The 22,965-nt window shown below is 36.7% G+C and carries 16 protein-coding genes and 2 pseudogenes; 7 read left to right on the top strand and 11 right to left on the bottom strand.

Annotated elements, in window-relative coordinates:
* Window positions 1–62 precede the first annotated feature (62 nt).
* The 3 genes from ureC to BJK46_RS06185 are packed head-to-tail and all read right to left on the bottom strand — an operon-like array spanning window position 63 to window position 2,446.
* Window positions 63–1,778, bottom strand: a complete 1,716-nt coding sequence (gene ureC / locus BJK46_RS06195; protein WP_103263575.1) for an urease subunit alpha — start codon at window positions 1,776–1,778, stop codon at window positions 63–65.
* Window positions 1,775–2,131: an urease subunit beta gene (locus BJK46_RS06190; protein WP_041614887.1), complete on the bottom strand. Its 357-nt coding sequence runs from the start codon at window positions 2,129–2,131 to the stop codon at window positions 1,775–1,777. Before BJK46_RS06190 ends, ureC begins: the two co-directional genes overlap by 4 nt.
* A 12-nt stretch (window positions 2,132–2,143) precedes the next feature.
* On the bottom strand, window positions 2,144–2,446 hold the full coding sequence (locus BJK46_RS06185) for an urease subunit gamma (protein WP_014612952.1): 303 nt from the start codon (window positions 2,444–2,446) through the stop codon (window positions 2,144–2,146).
* A 247-nt stretch (window positions 2,447–2,693) separates the two neighbouring features.
* Between BJK46_RS06185 and yut the strand changes: the two genes are divergently transcribed.
* Window positions 2,694–3,593, top strand: a complete 900-nt coding sequence (gene yut / locus BJK46_RS06180) for an urea transporter (protein ID WP_100006586.1) — start codon at window positions 2,694–2,696, stop codon at window positions 3,591–3,593.
* Window positions 3,594–3,762: 169 nt separating this feature from the next.
* Here the strand turns inward: yut and BJK46_RS06175 are convergent, their stop codons facing one another.
* A complete protein-coding gene (locus tag BJK46_RS06175) occupies window positions 3,763–4,707 on the bottom strand; it encodes a cation diffusion facilitator family transporter (RefSeq protein WP_014612950.1) in 945 nt (314 codons plus the stop codon).
* A gap of 514 nt (window positions 4,708–5,221) precedes the next feature.
* Between BJK46_RS06175 and BJK46_RS12655 the strand changes: the two are divergent.
* From BJK46_RS12655 to lip (BJK46_RS06165), 3 genes and pseudogenes are all read left to right on the top strand, one after another.
* Window positions 5,222–5,308, top strand: a pseudogene (locus BJK46_RS12655) (YSIRK-type signal peptide-containing protein); the annotation flags it as partial.
* A 39-nt stretch (window positions 5,309–5,347) separates the two neighbouring features.
* A pseudogene (gene lip, locus BJK46_RS06170) lies at window positions 5,348–6,688 on the top strand (YSIRK-targeted triacylglycerol lipase); the annotation flags it as partial.
* Between the two features lie 929 nt (window positions 6,689–7,617).
* On the top strand, window positions 7,618–9,705 hold the full coding sequence (gene lip / locus BJK46_RS06165) for a YSIRK-targeted triacylglycerol lipase (RefSeq protein WP_100006587.1): 2,088 nt from the start codon (window positions 7,618–7,620) through the stop codon (window positions 9,703–9,705).
* Between the two features lie 832 nt (window positions 9,706–10,537).
* Here the strand turns inward: lip (BJK46_RS06165) and BJK46_RS06160 are convergent.
* The 4 genes from BJK46_RS06160 to BJK46_RS06145 form a co-directional block, all read right to left on the bottom strand.
* Window positions 10,538–11,713: an ABC transporter permease gene (locus BJK46_RS06160; protein ID WP_063279093.1), complete on the bottom strand. Its 1,176-nt coding sequence runs from the start codon at window positions 11,711–11,713 to the stop codon at window positions 10,538–10,540.
* Window positions 11,697–12,392, bottom strand: a complete 696-nt coding sequence (locus BJK46_RS06155; RefSeq protein WP_014612945.1) for an ABC transporter ATP-binding protein — start codon at window positions 12,390–12,392, stop codon at window positions 11,697–11,699. The genes BJK46_RS06160 and BJK46_RS06155 overlap by 17 nt, the downstream gene beginning before the upstream one ends.
* The gene (locus BJK46_RS06150) at window positions 12,389–13,441 is read right to left on the bottom strand and encodes an efflux RND transporter periplasmic adaptor subunit (protein ID WP_096538181.1); all 1,053 of its coding nucleotides are present in this window, start codon (window positions 13,439–13,441) and stop codon (window positions 12,389–12,391) included. The genes BJK46_RS06155 and BJK46_RS06150 overlap by 4 nt, the downstream gene beginning before the upstream one ends.
* A 105-nt stretch (window positions 13,442–13,546) precedes the next feature.
* On the bottom strand, window positions 13,547–14,188 hold the full coding sequence (locus BJK46_RS06145; protein ID WP_063284779.1) for a hypothetical protein: 642 nt from the start codon (window positions 14,186–14,188) through the stop codon (window positions 13,547–13,549).
* Between the two features lie 223 nt (window positions 14,189–14,411).
* On the opposite strand from BJK46_RS06145, the gene BJK46_RS06140 reads away from it, so the two are divergent.
* Window positions 14,412–14,933 (top strand): hypothetical protein, encoded by a 522-nt coding sequence (locus tag BJK46_RS06140; RefSeq protein WP_240621162.1) that lies wholly within the window; start codon window positions 14,412–14,414, stop codon window positions 14,931–14,933.
* Between the two features lie 63 nt (window positions 14,934–14,996).
* Here BJK46_RS06140 and BJK46_RS06135 read toward each other — a convergent pair whose 3' ends face one another.
* On the bottom strand, window positions 14,997–15,449 hold the full coding sequence (locus BJK46_RS06135; RefSeq protein WP_103263576.1) for a DUF1648 domain-containing protein: 453 nt from the start codon (window positions 15,447–15,449) through the stop codon (window positions 14,997–14,999).
* A complete protein-coding gene (locus BJK46_RS06130; RefSeq protein ID WP_103263577.1) occupies window positions 15,436–16,299 on the bottom strand; it encodes a fructosamine kinase family protein in 864 nt (287 codons plus the stop codon). Before BJK46_RS06130 ends, BJK46_RS06135 begins: the two co-directional genes overlap by 14 nt.
* Before the next feature lie 112 nt (window positions 16,300–16,411).
* Between BJK46_RS06130 and BJK46_RS06125 the strand changes: the two genes are divergently transcribed.
* Window positions 16,412–17,074 carry an NAD(P)H-dependent oxidoreductase gene (locus BJK46_RS06125; RefSeq protein ID WP_014612939.1) on the top strand — a complete coding sequence of 221 codons (663 nt, stop codon included), beginning with the start codon at window positions 16,412–16,414 and terminating at the stop codon, window positions 17,072–17,074.
* A 1,059-nt stretch (window positions 17,075–18,133) separates the two neighbouring features.
* Here BJK46_RS06125 and BJK46_RS06120 read toward each other — a convergent pair.
* Entirely contained in the window at window positions 18,134–19,546 is a 1,413-nt protein-coding gene (locus tag BJK46_RS06120; RefSeq protein WP_099986891.1) for a glycosyltransferase family 2 protein, read from the bottom strand.
* 87 nt (window positions 19,547–19,633) lie between these two features.
* Between BJK46_RS06120 and BJK46_RS06115 the strand changes: the two genes are divergently transcribed.
* On the top strand, window positions 19,634–22,825 hold the full coding sequence (locus tag BJK46_RS06115; RefSeq protein WP_370863429.1) for a CDP-glycerol glycerophosphotransferase family protein: 3,192 nt from the start codon (window positions 19,634–19,636) through the stop codon (window positions 22,823–22,825).
* Window positions 22,826–22,965 lie beyond the last annotated feature (140 nt).

Genomic DNA, 22,965 nt, shown 5'->3' with positions numbered 1-22,965 from the left:
ATTCGAACAAGCTTCATTTCTATTTACATAGCTAATGGCGTTAATATTATGTCAAAGCCACTTTAGAATAAGAAATAACGTTGGGTCATCGGTAATTCTGTTGCCGCTTCACTCGTTACTTTTTTCCCATCCACGAAAACTTCATATGTTTCTGGATCAACGTCAAGTTTTGGTAAAGCACTATTATTTTTCATATCTTTTTTTGTTAATTGGCGAATGTTACGTACAGGTCTCACGTCACGTTTTAAGTCTAATGTACGACGAATACCGTTCATATAAGCCGCTTGTGATACGAAAGTGATGGCCGTACTTTGTAAGTTACCACCATATTGACCGTACATGTGACGATACTTAATCGGTTCAGATGTTGGGATAGAACCATTTGCATCACCATTTGCCGCCACGTTAATCATGCCACCTTTAACAACCATGTCCGGTTTCACACCAAAGAAACGTGGATCCCAAATGACAAGGTCCGCTAATTTACCGGCATCAACAGAACCGACATATTCGGATATGCCGTGTGTAATGGCAGGGTTAATCGTATATTTCGCAATATAACGACGGATACGGTTATTATCATCATATTCACTGTCGCCTTCAAGCGGTCCACGTTGTTGTTTCATACGATGTGCGACTTGCCATGCACGCGTAATAACTTCACCGACACGTCCCATCGCTTGAGAGTCAGAGCTGATCATACTAAAGACACCCATATCTTGTAAAACGTCTTCTGCAGCAATTGTTTCTTTACGAATACGAGAATCCGCGAAAGCCACGTCTTCTGGAATCGATGCATTTAAATGGTGTGTAATCATGACCATGTCTAGATGTTCATCAATCGTATTATGTGTATACGGCAATGTTGGGTTCGTCGATGATGGTAACACATTCGGATAACCCGCTGATTTAATTAAGTCAGGTGCGTGTCCACCACCAGCCCCTTCTGTATGGTACATATGGATCACTTTATCACCAATCGCTTTCATCGTATCTTCCATAAAGCCCGCTTCGTTCAAAGTATCCGCGTGCAGTGCGATTTGAATATCATAGTCATCTGCCACTTCAAGTGCATGACGTAATGCTGAAGGCGTCGCACCCCAATCTTCGTGCACTTTCAAACCGATGACCCCTGCATGAATTTGTTCTACTAATGCAGTCGGGTTCACCGCTTGACCTTTACCTGTAAAACCAATGTTAAGCGGTAAATTTTCTGCAGCTTGAAGCATGCGGTGAATATACCAAGAACCTGGTGTCACCGTTGTCGCTTTTGAGCCTTCTGAAGCACCAGTTCCCCCGCCGATATGTGTTGTAATGCCACTTTCTAATGCAACTTCAGCTTGTTCAGGGTTAATAAAGTGTACATGTGTATCAATACCGCCCGCAGTAACAATCATCCCCTCTGCTGCAATCACATCTGTCGAGGAACCAATAATAATATCGACACCATCCATAATATCCGGGTTGCCGGCTTTCCCTAATTTCATGATGTAACAATTTTTCACACCGATATCACATTTAATGACTTTATCGTGATCAATCACGACAGCATTTGAAATAACTAGGTCTGCCACGGCTTTGTTATCACGTGTTGCATTCGGATTTTGTCCCATACCATCACGGATTGATTTACCACCACCGAAAGTAACCTCATCACCATATCTTGCGTAATCTTTTTCGACTTTCGCAAATAAATCCGTGTCAGCTAAACGAATAGAATCGCCGACTGTTGGGCCGTACAAACTAGTATACTGTGATTCTGTCATTTTAAAACTCATTTGACTTCACTTCCCTCAGTCATATTAGGCGCTGTGATGCGAGATTGATCAAGTGGCCCATCGACTAAGCCGTGAAAACCATACACATGTTGTTTACCGGCATAACGTACAAGACGAATTTCTTTTTCGTCACCAGGTTCGAATCTAACAGCTGCACCCGCTGGAATGTCTAAATGTTTTCCATACGCTTGTTCACGTTCAAACGACAGCGCGGGATTCGCTTCAAAAAAATGATAATGTGAACCGACTTGAACAGGTCGATCCCCTGTATTTTTAACCTTTAATTTTGTATTTTCGCGTCCTTCATTAATCATAATTTCGGTTGAATTCACAATAATTTCTCCAGGTTTCATCATTATCCCCTCCTACACAATTGGATGATGAATCGTAATTAGTTTTGTACCATCTGGGAAAGTGGCTTCGATTTCGATATCTGTCACCATCGCTTCGACACCTTCCATGACATCATCTTTTGATAAAATTTCACGCCCGTAACTCATTAACTCAGCAACTGTTTTACCATCACGCGCACCTTCTAATATTTCATAACTAATTAATGCGACTGCTTCAGGGTGATTTAATTTCAAGCCGCGCGCTTTACGTCGTCGGGCTAAATCCGCAGCAACAACAATCATCAGTTTGTCTTGTTCTCGTTGTGTAAAGTGCATCCCATTCACTCCTTATTCTCATAATTAAGTTGTCTTAGACCTTAATTATAGTCCTCCCTATCCGTACTTTCAAATCATAATACTATACGATAATAATAAAAGCGCTTCCCAAAGAAATGTGTGATTCAAATTCAAAAGCGCTATACTCTTATTAACATTATTACAATATAGTTGTTAATTGAAATATGCAAATGTTAAAATGTGAACATGTATTTTGTTTTAGTAATAGAGAAAGAAGTGAACTTTAATGTCAAAATCGATACATACTTTTTTCAAAAACATTTCTCAAGTCGTCCTACTCGAAAATACGTGGACAGGTTTACTCATTTTAATCGCACTTTGGATTGGCAACTGGAAAATCGGACTTGCCGCGATGATTGGAAGTACCATCAGCCTCATAACCGCACGTCATTTCAATTATACTGACGAAGAGATTCATTCCGGACTCGCAGGCTTCAATCCTGTACTGATTGCGATTGACTTAACTTTATTTCTACTCTGGTCTTGGCAAAGTATACTCGTCATTTTAATCAGTATTGTATTAGCGATGCCTATTGCACAAGCCATTAAAAACTTTCTAAAACCTTTCCATCTACCCGAACTCACTACACCTTTTGTCGTCATCACATGGGTTGTTCTCTTGATGTCACAACAGTTTAAATTTGTTAAAACGAACGTCGATGTCTTACCGTTAACTGCAGATGTGCATATCAATTTAAATACAACTTTTCATCCGATACACGCCTTTTTTAACGACGTGAGTCAAATCTTTTTAGTCGAACATACAATCAGCGGTATACTCATTGTTATCGCTTGTTTTATTGCTTCAAGACGCGCGGGTATTTATCTTTTAATTGCCAACTTCTTAGGTTTATTATTGGAATTTTTCTTTGGCGCAGATATTGGCACATTGAATGAAGGTCTCTTCGGCTTTAACTTGATGCTATCTATCATCGCAATTGGTGTGACATTCCGGTCTGCCAACCATCTCAAAGCAGTGATAGCCTTTGTTTTAACGGTAGTCATGACGCCTATGATGTATGCAGCAACCGCAACATTTTTAGAACCGATTGGCATCCCATCACTGACATTTCCATTTATTATCACAACATGGACTTTACTTTTAGCTGGGCAATCAACAACCTAGCCAGATATTTCCAAATAAACAAAACATCAAAAAAGTGCACGCATCGCCTTAATACGCGCGATGCGTGCACTTTTTTGAGCATATTCAACTTATTCTACGTTTGCTTGCGAAACCTTTCCCTCTTAAAAGTAACACACAAGTGATGAAGTCCAGTGCGTGCTATCTAACATCATTCATCATGCTTCACTTCTTCAAAATACGACTCATTCAAATGATTAATATCCAAATGCTCAATCTGTAGTGTTGTATGTGCCAACCCATACTTTTCTTTCAACAACCGTTCCAATCGATTAATCGTACGGTACGCGTCTTCACTATTTCTGCTATCCAACACAACATGCGCACTAAGCGAATAATGATCCGTCGTAATTGACCATAAATGAAACTCATGGACGTCCAACACTTGGTCTACTGATTTCATCGTCTCCATAATCTCATCAGTCTCCAAATGTTCAGGTACAGATTCCATTAAAATTAACCATGCATTGCGCATAATTTTATAACCACCGCGCAAAATGACTAGGGCAATGACCATACTTAAAATTGGGTCAATCAACTGAATCCCCGTTAAATAAATCAAAGCGACCGCGACGATAACACCAACAGAATTCAATAAGTCCCCAATGAAATGCCACAATGCACTTTGAATATTAATATTATTTTCACTCTTCAATGAGCGCATTAAAATGATGGTTAAAATAATATTCACAATCAAACCAATAGTTGCAATGACAAGCATTAAACCACTTTCGACGGTTTGCGGAAAAATAACACGCATAATGGCTTCATAAAAAATCCATACAGAAATCACTGCGAGTGCTAGCCCATTTAAAAACGCTGCGAGAATTTCAAACCTTAAAAATCCAAATGTATAACGTGCGGTTGGGCGGCGGCTCGCAAAATAAACCGCGACCATCGATAAACCTAACGCAATGACGTCACTCAACATATGAAATGAATCTGATAACAGTGCAAGTGAGTTAGAAACGAGTCCCCCTACAAACTCTACAACTGTAAAAAAAAGTGTAATGATGAGAGAAAGCCATAATGTCGTTTTCGAGTGTGCCTGTGTTTTGCGATGCTCAACATGATGAAAATATGTTCTTCTAGCCATAAAAGTACTCCTTTGATAATATTTCTCAGTTCTTATAAACGACGCGAGGTGAATACGACCACTGCCGCATTCACCTCATGAGTTCTACTTGCTATATGTTATAAAATCGTCATTCACTAAACTTTCGTCTACTTGATATTGTCGATCAGTTAAACACGGGCGGACTGCCACAGCCAAGCCTCCATGTTGATTTTTATTTTATCATACCCTATCACTTATTGCTTATAAACATACTTTATCTCTCTGCTAAAAAAACTTTACAATATGTTATAAAAATTCAAAAATAAAAAACAAACTTTAGAATAAATCGTTTTGACATTTTTTTAAAATTATTATATTATTACATTGGATTGACGAAAGCCCTTACAAATATTTAGGGTGCCACTTTTAAAGTAAAGGGGGGATACGTATGTCAGCGATTTTAGCTAAAATTTTCAGCTTTTTACCAAGACTTATTATTAATATTTTTGTATAACCATTACAACTTCAACTCATTAAAAAAAGAGGTGGAAAAATGAAAGATCAAAAACAACTTTTTAGTATTCGTAAATTTAAACGCGGTGTCTCATCAGTCGTTATCGCATCTTTGTTTTTCACAACCTTATCCATCACACCCGCTTTAGCCAATTCAGAAACGATGAACCCTTCTTCTAAAAAAGCACAAGAAACAGCGCGATCTTCAGTAAATAATACATCATATGACACATTACACTCCAAAACAACAAGCAATGTACAAACACTCAATTCTGAAAATAAAACGTCATCCCAGGTACAAAATCAAAACATCACCACTCAACAAGTCAAAACACAAGACGGTCAAAAAGCCAAACAAAACTTTTACAAAAACAGAGACCCGATTGTTTTAGTCCATGGGTTTAATGGATTTACAGATAATTTACTCCCATCGGTTTATCCACATTATTGGGGTGGAGAAAAACTGAATATTAGGCAAGATTTAGAAGAAAATGGCTACAACACATATGAAGCCAGTGTGAGTGCATTTGGTAGTAACCATGACCGCGCCGTTGAACTTTATTACTATATCAAAGGTGGTACTGTCGATTATGGTGCAGCTCATGCAGCGAAATATGGACACTCCCGTTATGGCAAAACATATGAAGGTATCGACAAAGATTGGAAACCTGGTAAAAAAATTCACTTAGTCGGCCATAGTATGGGTGGACAGACCATCCGCCAACTTGAAGAATATTTGCGTAATGGAGACCCAGAAGAAATTGCTTATCAAAAAAAGCATGGAGGTAAAATATCTCCAGTCTTCAAAGGCGGTCACGATGGTATGATTTCATCGATTACAACATTAGGTACACCGCATAACGGTTCACATGCCTCAGACAAACTCGGTAACGAAGCAATTGTACGTCAAATCGTATTTGATGCCGCACAATATCTTGCTAAAAATAAAGGGCGCGTAGACTTTGGATTAAAACAATGGGGTCTTGAGCGTAAAAAAGGAGAATCACTCGATGCTTATTTTGAGCGCATTTTGAATAACGATCAGTTATGGCGTACAGAGGATCAAGGTTTCTATGACCTCACACTAGAAGGTTCAGCAAAATTGAACAAAAAGACATCATTGAACCCCAATATTGTTTACAAAACGTACACAGGTGAAGCGACACATCCAACACTTTCAGGCAAACAAAAAGCGGACTACGACATGTTCTTCTTATTAACAGTGACAGCCAATGTTATCGGTAAAACTGCTGAAAAAGATTGGCGCGTCAATGATGGTGTCGTCTCTGTTGTTTCTTCTCAACATCCATACAACCAAGCCTGGGTGGAGGCAACAGATGAAATACAAAAAGGTGTTTGGCAAGTCATGCCTGTACAAGAAGGTTGGGACCATTTAGACTTTATCGGCCTAGATACGAATGATACGTCACGATCACAAGATGAATTAAAAAATTTTTGGCATAGTATTGCTGAAGATCTCGTTAAGTCAGAAGAAACAACAAAATAAGGAGGTGGTGTAGATGGCAGGAACACCTTTAGAACTTTTACTTTCAATTTTTAAGTTACTAAGAAATATTTTCAAATTTTAATGCTATTGATGCAGTATTTTTATTAAACTTGCCCTCTCCCTAAGATTCTGGTTTTTGATTGCCCTCATAGCTTCCCTTTCCTAGGAGCTGGCCCTTCAACTCAATTCGGTTTGATTGAAGCATACATGAGATGGGAGCCGAATTGGATTTTGGGAGCAGTACAGGAATCACATGTGTCACAAAGATTTCGTCGTACTGCCCCGCAAGGCTGACTAGACTTCTCAAAAGCATGCGCATTGAGAAGTCAGACAGCTACTGCGTTAAATGGTAGCCACTTTTAAAGTTAAATGACGTTGTTTATCCTTTAGCTGATCCCTCAGGAGTCTCAGCCTTCTGGGCAATCTTATATCGAATTCAGAGAACTGAGGGCAAGTTTTTGAAACCTAGCAAAACAATAGCATCAATTTTTTACCTCATTCACTCTAGTTTTCCAACTGCTTTAAAATCAATTAACCCATCAAAAACCTATGCATGGATTGAGGCTGGGGGAGCATATCATCATATCCCAGCCCTCTCTTTTTGTTATGCTCAAAAAATTTTAGACTTCATATTGAACGTCAAAATTAACGCCACATTCCTCTTCAAATTCATGTCTCAGAGCATTTAAAGTAATAAAATAAAAAATCAAATTTTGAATTAATCGTTTTGACATTTTTTTAAAATTACTGTATCCTTACACCAAATTAATGAAAACCTTTTCAAATTGTATTTTCGGTTTTTCAATATAAAGGGGGGAAAACTAATGTCTGCTATTTTAGCTAAAATATTCGGTTTCTTACCACGTTTACTGATTAATATTTTTGTCTAAACCCTATTCATTTAATTTAATAAACAAAGAGGTGGAAAAATGAAAGATCAAAAACAACTTTTTAGTATTCGTAAATTTAACAGCGGTGCCTCATCAGTCGTTATCGCATCTTTATTTTTCATAGGTTTATCTCACGCACCTGCTTTAGCCGATACTGAATCAACGGCCCATTCATCAGAACAAAAGTCTACTGTACAAGCGACCAATCAAGAAGCGCCTGCGACCAAAGAGGCTACACAAGCAAAATCGACTGCTGAAACAAATCACGCACAAGAAGATACACCCGCTTCTCCTCAAGCTAAAGAAGCATCGACACCAACATCCGAGAAAACAACAAAAGATACATCCGTCATGTCATCTACAAAAACACCTTCTGCTCAACAATCAACCGAAACTAAAGATTTACATACTGACAAAATGCAAGATGACACGGCCTCTGAAACAGATCAAGCATCATCCAAATCAGTAGCAGAAGCACCTAAAGAAACAGCTGATTTGAAAGAAACTTCGGAACAATCACCATCGACAGCAGAAACAGTTATTGATTCCGACGCACAAGTGGATAATGACGCACAAAAAAACGTGCTAAATACAGTTCAAACTAGTGAAAACAGCGCACAGCAAACAGAAGAAACTTTATCTAAAAATGAACCCACTCACTCACAGAAGGCACATTTACCATCTGATGAAAATCGTGTACCTACAACAATTGATTTATCTGCTGACGAAACACATCAACGCCAAGAATTGACAGAACAGTCTGATAATAATACAAAAACGTTCAATGCACGCGTTGCACCTCGAGCAGTGACAACGAAAAGCGTGGACAAAAATACGCTCGTGAATACAAAAGCGCCAAAACCTACAAAAGATGATGTGAAAACACTAACGACAGCCAATGTAGCGACGACACAACCACAAAATCAACAACGTCAAGCTGAACAAGTGAAGTCACAAGCAGATAAAAAAGCGAAACAAGGCTTCTATAAAAACAACGACCCTATCATTTTAGTGCACGGTTTTAATGGCTTTACAGACAATATAAACCCTTCTGTCTTATCTCACTATTGGGGTGGAGAAAAACTGAATATTAGACAAGACTTAGAAGAGAACGGTTACAACACATATGAAGCAAGTATTAGTGCATTCGGTAGTAACTACGACCGTGCAGTAGAACTTTATTACTACATTAAGGGAGGTACTGTGGATTACGGTGCAGCACACGCCGCAAAATACGGTCATTCACGTTACGGTAAAACATATGAAGGTGTTTACAAAGATTGGAAGCCAGGTCAAAAAGTTCACCTTGTCGGTCACAGCATGGGTGGACAAACGATTCGCCAATTAGAAGCGTTGTTACGCAATGGAAATCCTGAAGAAATTGCCTACCAAAAGGAACACGGTGGCGATATTTCTCCACTGTTCACTGGTAATAACGACAACATGGTATCCTCTATTACAACACTCGGCACACCACATAATGGAACACACGCATCAGATCAACTCGGTAATGAGCCGATTGTACGTCAAATCGTTTTCGATGTCGCACAAGTTCTTGCTAAAAATAAAGCACGCGTGGACTTTGGCTTAAATCAATGGGGTCTACAGCGTAAAGAAGGCGAGTCATTGGATGATTACTTTAATCGCGTTGCAAATAATGACCAATTGTGGCGTACCGAAGATAACGGATTCTATGATCTAACACGTGAAGGCGCATCAAAATTGAACAAAAAGACTTCACTCAATCCAAATATCGTCTATAAAACGTACACAGGTGAAGCCACACATCCGTCACTTTCAGGTAAACAAAAAGCTGATTACAACCTGTTTTTCCCATTCACACTCACAGCCAATATCATCGGTAAAGCTGCTGAAAAAGAATGGCGTGAAAATGATGGTCTCGTGTCAGTCGTTTCATCACAACATCCGTACAACCAAGCATGGATCGATGCTACAGATGAAGTGAAAAAAGGGGTATGGCAAGTGATGCCTGTACAACATGGTTGGGACCACGTCGACTTTGTGGGTCAAGATACGAATGATACCGCACATTCACAAGACGAACTTAAAGCCTTCTGGCACAAACTCGCGGAAGACTTAGTCAAATCAGAGGATCAAACAGCATAAGGAGGTTAGGACAATGGCAGGAACACCAATAGAACTATTATTATCCATTTTTAACGTCATTAAAACGATTTTCAAATTTTAATCCTATTTAATATACACGGCATCCGGACACAAAAAATTTTGATGCTATTGATACATTATTTTGTTTAACTTGCTTTCCGTATGATTTGTGGATTTTGATTGCCCTCATGGTTACGCATTCTTAGGGACTGCTCCTTCAAGAGTCTTAGCCTTCTGGGCAATCTTAGACCTAATACACCGAGACAGAGGGCAAGTTTCTGAAATGATGACGACCAATATCATCAATTTGTTATGTTCAATCCCTCCCTTTATTTTAATACTGTTTTATAATTATTAATGAATCATAAATCTATGAATAGATTGAAATCTAAAATTTTCTATGTCTCCCTCTTTCATTGTTTAAACCGCTTCAAAAATGTAGTGCAATACAAAACCACTCTTACTACTTCACACTCAACTCCCTACGCGACGATAATGATGAGATTCATACATTCACCTGTTAACAGTCAGAAAACCAAAATAAAGATTGCTAGAACCTTTCTTCTCTCACAAAATCAATAGCCTTTATTCGTTTGCGAGCTAGGCGAGACTCCTGAGGCATCCAGTCGAAGCGGAAAATCCACCTCTGCTACTGTCAAATCAAGCGTTGGTTAGTTGAAGCGAGGCACCTAGGAACGCGAAGCCCAAAACAACAATCTATAAAGGGTTAAATGATTAAACTGAGAAAAAAGGTTCAGCAACCTGTAAGATGCTCACCTATATTTTTAAAATAAATAATTTTGAAACACTTCAGCATCACCAATATGTGGGGTTACTTAATAATATCAATCAACTCTTTCTTCGCTGCGGCACGTGCGGGAATCCACCCAAACACAATCCCAATCAAAGTTGACACACCGACGGCTAAAATAATCGAACCTAAACTCACAGCGCTTTGAATATATTCAGGTGTCACCACATCGACCAATTTCGCAATCAAAATACCGATGACTAAACCGATAATCCCACCGATTAAACAAAGCACGACACTTTCGATTAAAAACTGAAACTCAATATCTCTTGCTTTTGCACCGAATGCACGTCGAATGGCAATCTCTTCAGTACGTTCTGCTACCGAAATATACATCACGTTCATCACACCGATACCTGCAATAAAGAGTGAAATCCCTGCCACCGCTGCGACAAAGTACGTAATAGAGTCAAAGATTTTACCGATACTCTTCATCAACGCTTCAGTATCTGCATATTCGTAACTTCCTTGCGCAACAGCTGAACCTCGTTGATTCAATTGATCCGCAACTTTTGTCGCTATTTCTTTTTTATCCGCATCTTCACCAACTTTTAACATCAATTGTGGATAGTCAGATTTCAAGTTAGGTAAATCCGCTTCAACTGTTTTTGTCGGAATTTGGACAGCATTCGGAACCTGTGCCTTTTCTTTTACACCGACGACTTCAAAACCGATATCGTCAATATACAGTGTTTGACCGACTGCATCACCTTTAAATAACGTTTCCGCCACTTCCGAAGATACCGTTGCCACACGCTGTTTCAATGCATTGTCTTCCTTACTAAAACCTTCCCCTTCGTCTGGTTCCGTGACAGTTTCACTTTTAACGACGGCCACATCCGCTTTCTTTTTCACAGTGCGCGCTTCAGCCGTTAAGCCGAGTGTATCATCTTCTTTAATACTCGCATCTTGAACCCCTTCGACTTGACGTGCAACCTCAATATCTTCAGTCGTAAAAGGCGGTTCTTTCACTGTATCAAAATTATTTGGTAAAAAGCTGACCAAAGCACTATCTTTCGACGCACCTGCATCACTGAACTGTTCGTCGGCTGTCTTTTTAAAACCATTTCCTAATGACATAATCGTAATTACGGCCGCAATCCCAATAATAATCCCGATCATTGTAAAAATATTACGGCGTTTATTTTTCATAATCGAACGTAATGAAACGTGGAGAATATTAGCGATGTACGCCATGCGACAGCACCTCTTCTCTTTGAACTCGGCCATCCAAAATGTGAATGACACGATCCGCTTGTGCAGCGACTTTTGGATCATGTGTCACAACAATCATCGTTGTGCCTTGCTCTTGATTCAACTCCATAAACAACGCCATAATATCTTCAGACGTTTTCGAATCGAGTGCCCCAGTTGGCTCATCGGCAATAATAAATCGAGGACGGTTCACAATCGCTCTAGCAATCGCCACACGCTGTTGTTGTCCCCCTGATAATTTGTTAGGCACTAAATTTTCTTTATCATACAATCCGACACGATGTAAAATGTCCAACACACGTCGATTACGTTCAGCTGGTCGCATTCCGGCATACAATAACGGCACACTGACATTTTCTAAAATCGTGTTGTTTTGTATGAGTTTAAAATTTTGAAATACAAACCCTACTGTCCGGTTACGAATCGCTGCCAATTCATTATCTGACGTTTTTTGGTAATTCTCACCATTAAACAAATAGTCCCCTTCATAACCGCGATCGATAAAACCTAAAATATTGATAAGTGTACTCTTACCTGATCCTGAAGGGCCCATAATCGCGACAAATTCACCTTGTTCAATCCGCAACTCGATATCTTTTAAAATGTGATTGGTTTCGTTCCCATTTTTAAAATGACGATTGATCCCCTTCAGTTCAATCATTTGGCCACCTCAACTTTCTCACCATCTTTAATTTTAGCGTCAGGATGGTTGATGATACGATCGCCTTTTTTAACACCTTTTTTCACGATTAATTCACCATTCTTTTCGTCATACGTAATTTTCGTACGATGTGCCACACCAGATTGATCTACAATATAAACATGATGATCTTTCGTTAGCACAGATTTTGGAATTTTGAGTGTTTCTAACGGAATCATTGCCTCTACGGAATAGCCGTTACGCGCATCAAAATCTAGTTCACCAATAGTCATTTTATATTTCGATGTTTCTTTGTCGCTTTCACCTGTTGGATGCGATTGTACAGGATTATTCGTTGTTAATGAATCAGCGCCTTCACTCCCTTCACCTACAACGGGCGCACTACCAGCAGCTTCTCCTTTAGCATCTTGTTGATAGCTCGTCGGAAGTTGTGAAATGTGCGTGATTTTCCCTTTACCTTCTTTACCGGTACTTGTTACTTTAATATTGACCGTATCGCCGACTTTAATCTTCTCTAAATCAAATTCCGAAATCGTTGACTGAATTTCTAACTCATTCGCAATTAATTTCAAAATTGGTTCACCTTCACCGACTTGACTGTTATCGACGAAAGATACTGTTCCATTAAATGTCGCATTTACACTGTTATTCACTTGACCGTCATAGCGATTCAATTGTTTCCAAGCTTGGTTAATCGCTTGTTGATCCCCACTTTGTTGCGCGTCCGTCAATTGTTTGACTAACTTTTGGCGTTGCGTTGGGTCAATATCATAATTCAATAATGGCGTGCCTTGAGTGACTGTCTGTCCATCTTTCACTTGAACATTTAAAAAAGTCCCCAGTTGTGCATTATTTAAATATGTTTTAATCGTCTCCGGAGAGATCTTCCCCGTCACACGCAGCGGTTTTTCAGTTTTTACAGTATATGTATCGTAAGCAGCTTCATTTTTTTGGCCTCCGACATCACCAAATGTTTTCACCAAAAATGCTATTCCTGTAAGTAAGATAACGCCTATCAGTGATGACACAATCAAAGTTTTTTTCTTCAAAATAAAAATCCTCCTTAATGGCATAAGATACTTTGGTTGTATTATAACATTAAGAAGGATAAATTCTCTTTAAAAAAACAATAAATTTATATATATAGCAGACCGTTACAATTCTCCGGCTAAACTGAGTATCGTGTCTTCTAGAGCCGCTGAACCTAACGCCAGTAATATCGTCAATGCAATGGTTAACAAGCCTAGAGTCAAAGCAGCGCGTAAAGACAAACGGCTTGTCGCATAATAAACGATAAATGTCACATAACCTTTGAATATCGTTTGTACATCAAAAGCAGCTAGGTACATATTCCCTGGTAGAAATATATTCAAGCTTGTAATGTTATATGTAGGAAATGGTAAATGAAAGATCAGTTGAATACATACAAATACTAGAGCAACCGACGTCACAATAAGCGAATGACTGAATGAGGCAGATAATATCGTTTGGGCCGAAACATCGGAGTGCAACAGTTTAGAAAACATCATAAATACAACAAATGTAAACAAAAAACTAATCAATACCCCCATCAAACTACTCATCGTATCAGCGAACCAATGAATTTGATGGAACTCTTCAATATCTTGTTTTGAATAACCAAAACCTTCTAATAACGTTGTATTATCCGTATCAATTTTCAACAAAAACGCATGAATGAGTGTCACAACCATCATTAAAATTGCTTTCACTTTCCATGTCGGGTGGTTGCGCAAGTCTTCAAAATGTTGGAATAGAGGTAGATTTGTCTTGACCAACTTTGTTTGCCTCCTCAAAAAGATTATCTTAATATTATCACATTGTTAGAGGCTTTTTTATATTTCAAGTAAAAATTCTAAAATATGACAAAAGCTTATACAAATATCGTGATTCAAGTATAAAATTATATTATTTAATGCTATGGTATTTTCAAAACCACTATATATAGAAGCTTTTAACAGAGATAGGACACAACCTCATTTATGGAAGAAAGTTTTACTATTGATATTTTTCATCATTATACAAACTGCACTTACTACGCTTTCTGTCGATTACATAAAGCTACTCACTGAACAAGGGTTAACTGAAGCTCAAGCGCAACAATCAGCACCTGTTGCTATCGTTTTTGGCATCATTGCTGCCGTTATCACTAGTCTCGTCGTTGTGGGCATTACTTATTTGATCACACTACTCATTTATAAGATTTTCAAGAAAGTACTTATGAAAAGAGCGATATTCGGTGCAGTCTTACGTTACTATAACACTATTTTAGCCGTGATGAGCATCATCCTCATCATTCAACTGTTATTCCAACTCGATATCACAACAGTTAAAATTGATTCGCTAAATATTTTCGCACCAGGTAACACGCTTTTAGGTGCGTTCAGCTTAACGAATTTGTTGTCAGGTTGGTTATTCGGTGTCATGCTTCATTCAAATGGTCATTTACCTGCTAAGTGGTCTTGGCTATTAGGCATCGCAGTGTTCATCCTAAGTGTCGTATTTACCGCAATCGTTGCATAAAGCATACATAAAAAAGGAGAGGCTGAGAAAACTTTAAATTCTCAGCCTCTTTTCTTAACGTTATTATGCTTGATTTCGTTTAAAGACATGGACGATACGAGTGACCAATGTCAATCCGATGGCGAGATACGCAAGCCACATGAGCCAAAACGGTATCCCTTCTTTACCATTTATCGTACCAATCAGATACACCATGTAAAGCACCCACACCGTCAACTGTACGATAACTAAAGTGTGCAATACATCTCGACGTTGTGACCGACTTTTTTCAACGGTTGCCCCTTGAATAGTGTGTTCCCATACTGGCGCATAGTGTAGCAACAAAGATAGAAAAACCCAGATAACCAAAAATATCACCGGTATAATCCACAATTGACTTTTCGCACCCCATCCGTCTACATCACCATTGAAGTTCAAATGTGTCCCCACTTGCGCAGGGAGTTGCGTATAAAATAACGCTAATATGACGATCGAAACCAACCACAAAATTGGAATCCATCGATTAATTTGCTTCATCCACAATTTCCTCCATTGTTGTTCTCACACTACCTAGATACACCGTGCCAAACTTCACTAAATGGACGAGCAATAAATACAACTCATAAAATCGAATGCGTAACGTCGCCCCTTCAGCGAGTGGATAGGCTGTATCATAAGCTTCATAAAATGCTGGACTAAATCCACCAAAAACTTTCGTTGCTCCTAAGTCAAATTCGCGGTCGCCGTATAAAGGTGCAGGATCAAACAGCGCGGGACGGCCATCAGTTAAAAACATATAATTGCCTGCCCATAAATCTCCGTGTAACAAAGACGGTAGGCTCTCATGTTGGGCTAACGTGTCTGCCATTAAGCCGTATACCTTTTCAAATAACGCATCATCCGAATCAGACCACAATTGACGCTGACGAATCACCTCAGCAAGCGGGTCCATCCGTTGTTTTAAAAATAATGTTTGCCAATCGTCTGCCCACGTATTATCGAATTGAATATCCCCACCTTCATAAGGCAAATGAAATCCAAATCGACCTTCTCGTTCATGTGTTTGATGCAATTGTGCAACCAATTTTCCGAGCGCTTTTTGACTGCCACTTTGTCCTTCGTCTAAATAGCTCAGTAATAGATAAGCATCTTGATCAACCTGTCCTTGATCAATCACTTTCGGCGCCGTCACACCCGCTGCTTCAAACGCTTCGAGACCCGCGACTTCTGCATCGAAAAATGACGCTTCACGACCTGGTTGAATCAACAAAAAGTAAGGACTTTCATTTGTATTGATGCGAAAAGCTTGATTGACATCACCACCATTGACCGGTTCAATCGACTGGATATCGTCGAGTGGTAAGGTGTGATACCATTTTTCATTCATGACATTCAACCCCTTTTCTCTTTTGAAATTGAATCCAAACAAACTATTTTAACGTCGATTTAAAGTCATCTATACTATAATTGTATGACACTACTTAAAGGAGTTGCAACAAATGGAAGATAAACGCCAAATGTTACTAGATACATTTAATTATCGCTTTGCTACAAAACGTTTTGATGCAAGTCGTAAAATTGACGACGCTGATTTCGATACAATTTTAGAAACAGGACGTCTGTCACCAAGTTCACTTGGGCTTGAACCTTGGAAATTTTTAGTTATTCAAGATCCTGAAATGCGTGAAGCACTCAAATCGATTAGTTGGGGCGCTCAAGGACAATTAGACACAGCGAGTCATTTCGTATTAATTTTAGCTCGTAAAAATGTACGTCCAGAAAATGAATATTTCCAAAAATTATTACGCGATGTGAAGCAATTGGATACGGATATGATTGAACAAATGAGCGAGAAAACATCCGCATTCCAAAACGACAATTTACATCTTTACGAAAGCGAACGTGCATTATGGGACTGGGCAAGCAAACAAACCTATATTGTACTTGGAAACATGATGACATCTGCAGCATTTTTAGGCATCGATTCATGTCCAATTGAAGGGTTCCAATACGATGAAGTATCACGTATTTTAACTGAAAAAGGCTATTTCGATGATGCAGAGTACGCACCATCAGTTATGGTGGCATTTGGTTATCGCGAGGAAGATCCAAAACGTGCCAAAACACGCCGTAGCAAGGAAGAAGTTATTGATTGGGTTTAATCGCCATCAGTCAAACATGAAGGATGACTGACATCAAGATTTATAGCGGTGACAAATACGAATCTATAGCTTAATATCTGTTTATAAGGAATCCAACATAATAAACACTAATCCCCTCACTGCCGCTATAGTGAGGGGATTCTTTTTGTCATCAACTTCTCCTCACACTCTTTTATCATTAAAAGCTGCTCCCCCATCTTCTTTCAAACTTTGATTGATAACCAAAACCAAAATAATGTTGACAATAGTATATCATTTGAATCCAACCTCTATAATTCTGAATATTATGATAAAATATAACTAATTGTCACATACATCGATGACATTTTCTCCGGTTCACCGATTGCGACTGTTTTAACCATGATGACTGTATTAGCATTATTCTATCCATTCATCATGAAACTGTTGAAGAAAAAAACAGCTTCAAATTAATAGTGCGTATCTATTTAGTAGGGAAATATTTTTTTAGCTGACTATTCATTATCTCACCCAACCGATGACACTCCTCCAGAATCTAAACTTCAAAATCTCACATAAATTAACTCTTCAAGCTGCGCTAAAGTCGTTAACCCCTTATTGTAATGTTGATATGTTGTAAGTGGAGTATAAACATGATACGTATCGATTACCACTAGAATTTTTTTACACTCGTATTCACTGTTTTATTGTACTATTATTGTCAAGAGAAACCGTCATAACACCTTAGGTTTTCTTTTCCACCGTTTAAATATGGGCGGTCTGAATCTTCATTTTTTCGGTTTAATCATGATTTAATGATATTGAGGAGGACTTTATAAATCCTCTTCCAAACGTGCATTCTCGCATATTTTAGTATAAAGCAACCCTTTTCTATTCATCGGTGACAATTCTAGTCGCCGGATTCCACTTAAAAATGCACATCCTTAACTGTCATAACAATCACTGATACTAAGGTCTAAGGGACGTTCAATATCACATTGTTGTCCTAGGCGATTGCAAACTAATAAAAAAGGGATGCAAATTAATCTACGCTCTTTTTTCAATGTTATATTTTACTTTTTTAAATTAAATCTTCTGAATTCAATTTACCTTCAAAGATAAATTGCCGTTAATTGTCGGATAAACTTTAGCATTGTCTATTTCTTTGGTAAATCCATATTTAATATTACATAGCATATAATTATTATATCGAACTAAAATATTATAAATCCCTTTATGCAAGCCTTCTGTTAACTTCATATTAATCTGAAAAGTTAGAATGGAATTATCAAATTTTATAATTTCTATACATTTATTATTTCTATAATCTTCTCTATTCTCTAATAGAATATCTTTCAAATTTTTAGCATCAATATGATCTACTCGACATTGAATCAAGAGACTCTCTTTCGTTTGCTGAATATTCACAGTATGTGCATTTGGAACTTTTATTTTAAATTCATAATCATCTGTACTTTTTAAAACCTGTCGTCCCTTTTTGTCATATTCAGTAACCTTAACACCTCTTTGCAACCAGTGGAAAAATGTATCAAACTTTTCAAAATCATCTTCAAAAATCGCATCTAGTGCCGATTTATATTTATCATCTATTCTCTTAATTAAATGCTTTTTTAAAGAAGGGTGAGTGTATATATTTCTAATTATTACAAAGGTCTCTTTTCTTTCGTCTAATGACATTTTTAAGTAGACCATACTTTGTACATTCTTTAACAAATCGTATTCTAAAATTCTAACAAGAAATTTATTTTTCATTTTTCTACTACTTAATTGTAATGCTTCTTTAAAAAATTCCTCATCACTCTTTCGTTTATCAATGAAATTTGTTTTTTTAACTATTGATTGATTATCTTGAGATCGATTAATATAAGCTGAAATATTTTTAGTAACCGAAACTTTATTGATTTTATTATAGCAATTCATGAAGAATATTTTGTCTTCCCCAAACACCAAATCGTCTCTAAATCTGATATTGTGATTGATGAGTATTTTTCTTTTAACAAATTTCCCAATAGGTCCTAAATAGTAATAAAAATATGGTAGCTCCTCATGATTCTTATGCTTCACTTCTTCAATAGTCATGAACCGTGCATGCTCACTCTGTTTGCCATCTCTATCTTTAATCACTCTTGTAATAATTAGATCACTTTTACTACATGTATCTAACCCTTTAACTTTCTCTAAAATATTCTCGTCTAGCCAATCATCGCCATCTAAAAAGAAAATATACTCTCCTCTCGCCTTTTCAATCCCAATGTTTCTTGGTTTAGAAGGCCCTCCAGAGTTTTCATCTAACTGAAATATTTTTAAATTATCTCCTTGTAGCCCCTTTAATAAAGTAAACGTTTCGTCTGTCGAGCAATCATCCACTACAATGATTTCATAATCACTAGCTTCAATACTTTGATTTAACGCTGAATATACTGTTTTTAATACACTGGCTTCAGAATTATAAGTCGTAATAACAATAGAAAAAATCGGCTTTTTATTTTTCATTTATATCCCCCCTAATGTATAATGAAAAGTTGTAAATGCTGCTTATGGATTTTAACCAAGAACTAGCTTAACATGGAGGTTATGAAAGTGCAAAGTGTTAATGTAACTCAAAATGGTTCAAAGCTTACTATTTCTTTTCAACAAACAAGTAATACTACATCAATCAGTAAATTGTACGTAAAGAATGAATTTCATTCCATTACATATCCCAAAAATGGTGATGATTTGGAATTTGAAATAGATTTAGATGAAGTTATTCAAGTTTTCAAACAATACGATAGAGATAAAGCTTTTGTTGTTGTTGAAGAAAATCAAGAAATTTTAACGACACAAAAAAATTTAAAAGTGTTTAATAACTTTTCAAACGTACATAAACTACATCGCTATAGTGATGGCGTAAATTCAATTTATCCATACATTTCAAAAAACGGATTTTTACACCTATCATTTACTGACAATATTCCAACAAAAACTTATCTACTCAGACGTCATATCGATGACTTAATGATTAATAACAGTTCATTATCAATCTCTGGTAAGTTTTCACTTATTAACTCAACAATGGAAACTGCAAATATTGTTATTACAACTCGATTATCGAATCATGAGAAAAGAATTCCTTTTAAAACTGATAGAATTAGTGGCAATACAAAGACTGAAGTTCATGAATTTTCTGTAGATATATACAATGAGTTTATCGAATTCATGCAATATCCATTTGATCTTGAGGATATTATCGATATATACATCGACATCCATATTCAAGAACTTAAAGAATCAATAAAAGTAAAACTTGGAAATCCAAGAATCATGGTCGAAAGATTTCTTAAAGGTGAAATTATCTCTCACTTTGAAAATGAAATAATTTCCGCTACTCCTTATTTCACTATGAAGGGGAGAAATTTATCTTTCAGAGTTAACAGATATTCTATTGAAAGTTATCTTTCCTATCTTAAGAGCATAAAATCATTTAAATCTAAAAGTGAACAAAAAGTGTGGGTAATCGGTGAAAAATCTTACAAGGCCCAAGATAATGGTTATCATTTCTTTAAATATTTAAGAAAACATCATCCTGAAATCCCAGCATATTATATTATTGAACGTGAATCTCAAGAAGTTAGAAATGTTTTACCACTTGGTAACGTTATTTATTATCGTTCTCCTGAGCACTTCAAGATTATGTTAGAAGCTGACTATATTTGTTCTACACATCACCCACATTTGTTATATCCGACGAACAGTAAAATATACACAAAAAAAATAAGTGCAACCAAAATTTTTCTCCAACACGGGGTACTTGGTACTAAAAACCTCACTGAAATAAATGGAAACCACTTAATTGATTTTGATGTTGATCTTTTCGTTACAAGTTCGGAACGTGAAAAAGAAATTGTAGTTAGAGATCTAAATTTTAATGATAGTCAAGTATTAGTTAGTGGTTTACCGCGCTTTGATGAGCTATTCAATCCGAACGTTACAGTTAAAAAGCAAATTCTCATCATTCCAACATGGAGAGATTGGCTAACCAATTTAGAAAGTGTCGAAAATTCTGAGTATCGTATCCGGATGGAACAATTATTACACTCACCTAAATTAAAAACACTTCACAGTAAAGGATTTAGTATTATTTTCTGCTTACATCCAAACATGCAACCATTCCTAAAATTGTTCGATGTTCCTAAATATATTACAAGTATTAAGCAGGGAGATGTCGATGTTCAACGACTCATTCAAGAAAGCCAACTAATGATTACAGATTATTCTAGTGTTGCATTTGATTTCAGTTTCTTAAATAAACCTGTGATTTACTACCAATATGATACTAATCAGTTTCTAGGGAATCAGCCATCCCATATTGATATTGAATCAGAATTACCAGGGGTAATCGTTAATAACATTAATCATTTAGAGAATGAAATACAAAATACTGTTGACAACAATTTTATAGTAAACAAAGAAATCAAAGCCCGTGCGAAAACATTTTATTCTTTTAATGACCAAAATAATTCTAAAAGAGTTTATAATTTGATTCTAAATGCTAGACAAACTGGAACCATTAAAAGCAAAATCATTTTTGATCCGTTAACACAACATTTAACTAAACGGTTCAGAAAAAATAAGTACTACTTTAATATTATGAGTAAATTTAATTCATTAATAGCCAAAGTAATGCCAGTTGACAAAAAAATGGTTGTTTTTGAGAGCAATATAGGAAAATCAGTCAGTGATAGCCCTAAAGTTATTTATGATTGTTTAAAAGAAAAATCACATGATTATCAAATCGTTTGGGTCAATAACAAGTCATTTCCATTCAATGATCCAAATGTAAAATCAGTAAAGCGACTGTCACCAGCATATTTTTATTATTTATCACGTGCAAAATTTTGGATAAACAATCAAAACTTCCCTTATTATTTAACTAAACCTAATCAAACGACATATATACAAACTTGGCATGGTACACCTTTAAAGAAAATGTTGAATGATGTTCCCATCTTTGAGGGGAGAGATGAAGGATACAAAGATCGTGTTAATACGTCCATCCAAAGTTGGGACTATTTGATATCACCAAGTCCTTACGCAACCAAACATTTTAAATCAGCTTTCAACTTTAAAAAGGACATACTAGAAATTGGATATCCTAGAAATGACCTCTTTTATAATCAAGATGAAAATTTTATTGCTCAAAAAACAAAAAAAATAAAACAAAAATTAGGAATAGCTAGTGATAAAAAAATCATTTTATACGCTCCTACTTTTAGAGATGATGAAGTGAGTAAATCAAAAAAACATATCATCAATTTAAAAATGGACTTAAATAAAATGAAAGATCAATTAGGTCAAGAATATATTTTGCTTCTGCGACCACACATCATTATCAGCAATGCTATATACATCGAAGAACATCTTAAGGACTTTGTTGTTAATGTGGCAGATTACAACGAGATTAGCGATTTGTACTTGATTACTGATATTTGTATTACTGATTATTCATCTATCATGTTTGACTTCGCAAATACTAGAAAACCGCTTCTATTTTTTACTTATGATTACGAACATTATAAAGAACACTTACGTGGATTTTACTTTGACTTCAAAGAAATGTCACCTGGTCCACTTCTTTACAACGACAATGAACTGATAAATGCTATTAAAAACATCGATAATATTAACAGAACTTACGCCAATAAATACAGTGCTTTTTACAACGAATTCTGTACATTTGAAAATGGAACATCCGCACAAACAATTATTAACCGCTTTTTTAACGTAAAATAGTAATTAATTAATAATTTAATACTGACATTTATCAAACACCTCCTTGAAGTACATAGTTAACATTGCGCTTCAAGGAGGTTCATTTTTATTTTCATTATGTTTCTTATTAGTAGTTATTGTAAATATTTATTTCAAAACGT

This window comes from Staphylococcus pseudintermedius, assembly GCF_001792775.2.
In the GTDB taxonomy this organism is placed as follows: Bacteria; Bacillota; Bacilli; order Staphylococcales; family Staphylococcaceae; genus Staphylococcus; species Staphylococcus pseudintermedius.
Note: the sequence above shows the minus strand (reverse complement) of the source record. Positions and strands in the feature narration are given on the sequence as shown.

What these genes read in the sequence shown, in the direction of transcription:
- ureC (WP_103263575.1), bottom strand. Translation starts at nt 1,778, where the DNA reads ATGAGTTTTAAAATGACAGAATCACAGTATACTAGTTTGTACGGCCCA.
- BJK46_RS06190 (WP_041614887.1), bottom strand. Translation starts at nt 2,131, where the DNA reads ATGAAACCTGGAGAAATTATTGTGAATTCAACCGAAATTATGATTAAT.
- BJK46_RS06185 (WP_014612952.1), bottom strand. Translation starts at nt 2,446, where the DNA reads ATGCACTTTACACAACGAGAACAAGACAAACTGATGATTGTTGTTGCT.
- yut (WP_100006586.1), top strand. Translation starts at nt 2,694, where the DNA reads ATGTCAAAATCGATACATACTTTTTTCAAAAACATTTCTCAAGTCGTC.
- BJK46_RS06175 (WP_014612950.1), bottom strand. Translation starts at nt 4,707, where the DNA reads ATGGCTAGAAGAACATATTTTCATCATGTTGAGCATCGCAAAACACAG.
- lip (WP_100006587.1), top strand. Translation starts at nt 7,618, where the DNA reads ATGAAAGATCAAAAACAACTTTTTAGTATTCGTAAATTTAACAGCGGT.
- BJK46_RS06160 (WP_063279093.1), bottom strand. Translation starts at nt 11,713, where the DNA reads ATGGCGTACATCGCTAATATTCTCCACGTTTCATTACGTTCGATTATG.
- BJK46_RS06155 (WP_014612945.1), bottom strand. Translation starts at nt 12,392, where the DNA reads ATGATTGAACTGAAGGGGATCAATCGTCATTTTAAAAATGGGAACGAA.
- BJK46_RS06135 (WP_103263576.1), bottom strand. Translation starts at nt 15,449, where the DNA reads ATGAAGCAAATTAATCGATGGATTCCAATTTTGTGGTTGGTTTCGATC.
- BJK46_RS06130 (WP_103263577.1), bottom strand. Translation starts at nt 16,299, where the DNA reads ATGAATGAAAAATGGTATCACACCTTACCACTCGACGATATCCAGTCG.
- BJK46_RS06125 (WP_014612939.1), top strand. Translation starts at nt 16,412, where the DNA reads ATGGAAGATAAACGCCAAATGTTACTAGATACATTTAATTATCGCTTT.
- BJK46_RS06120 (WP_099986891.1), bottom strand. Translation starts at nt 19,546, where the DNA reads ATGAAAAATAAAAAGCCGATTTTTTCTATTGTTATTACGACTTATAAT.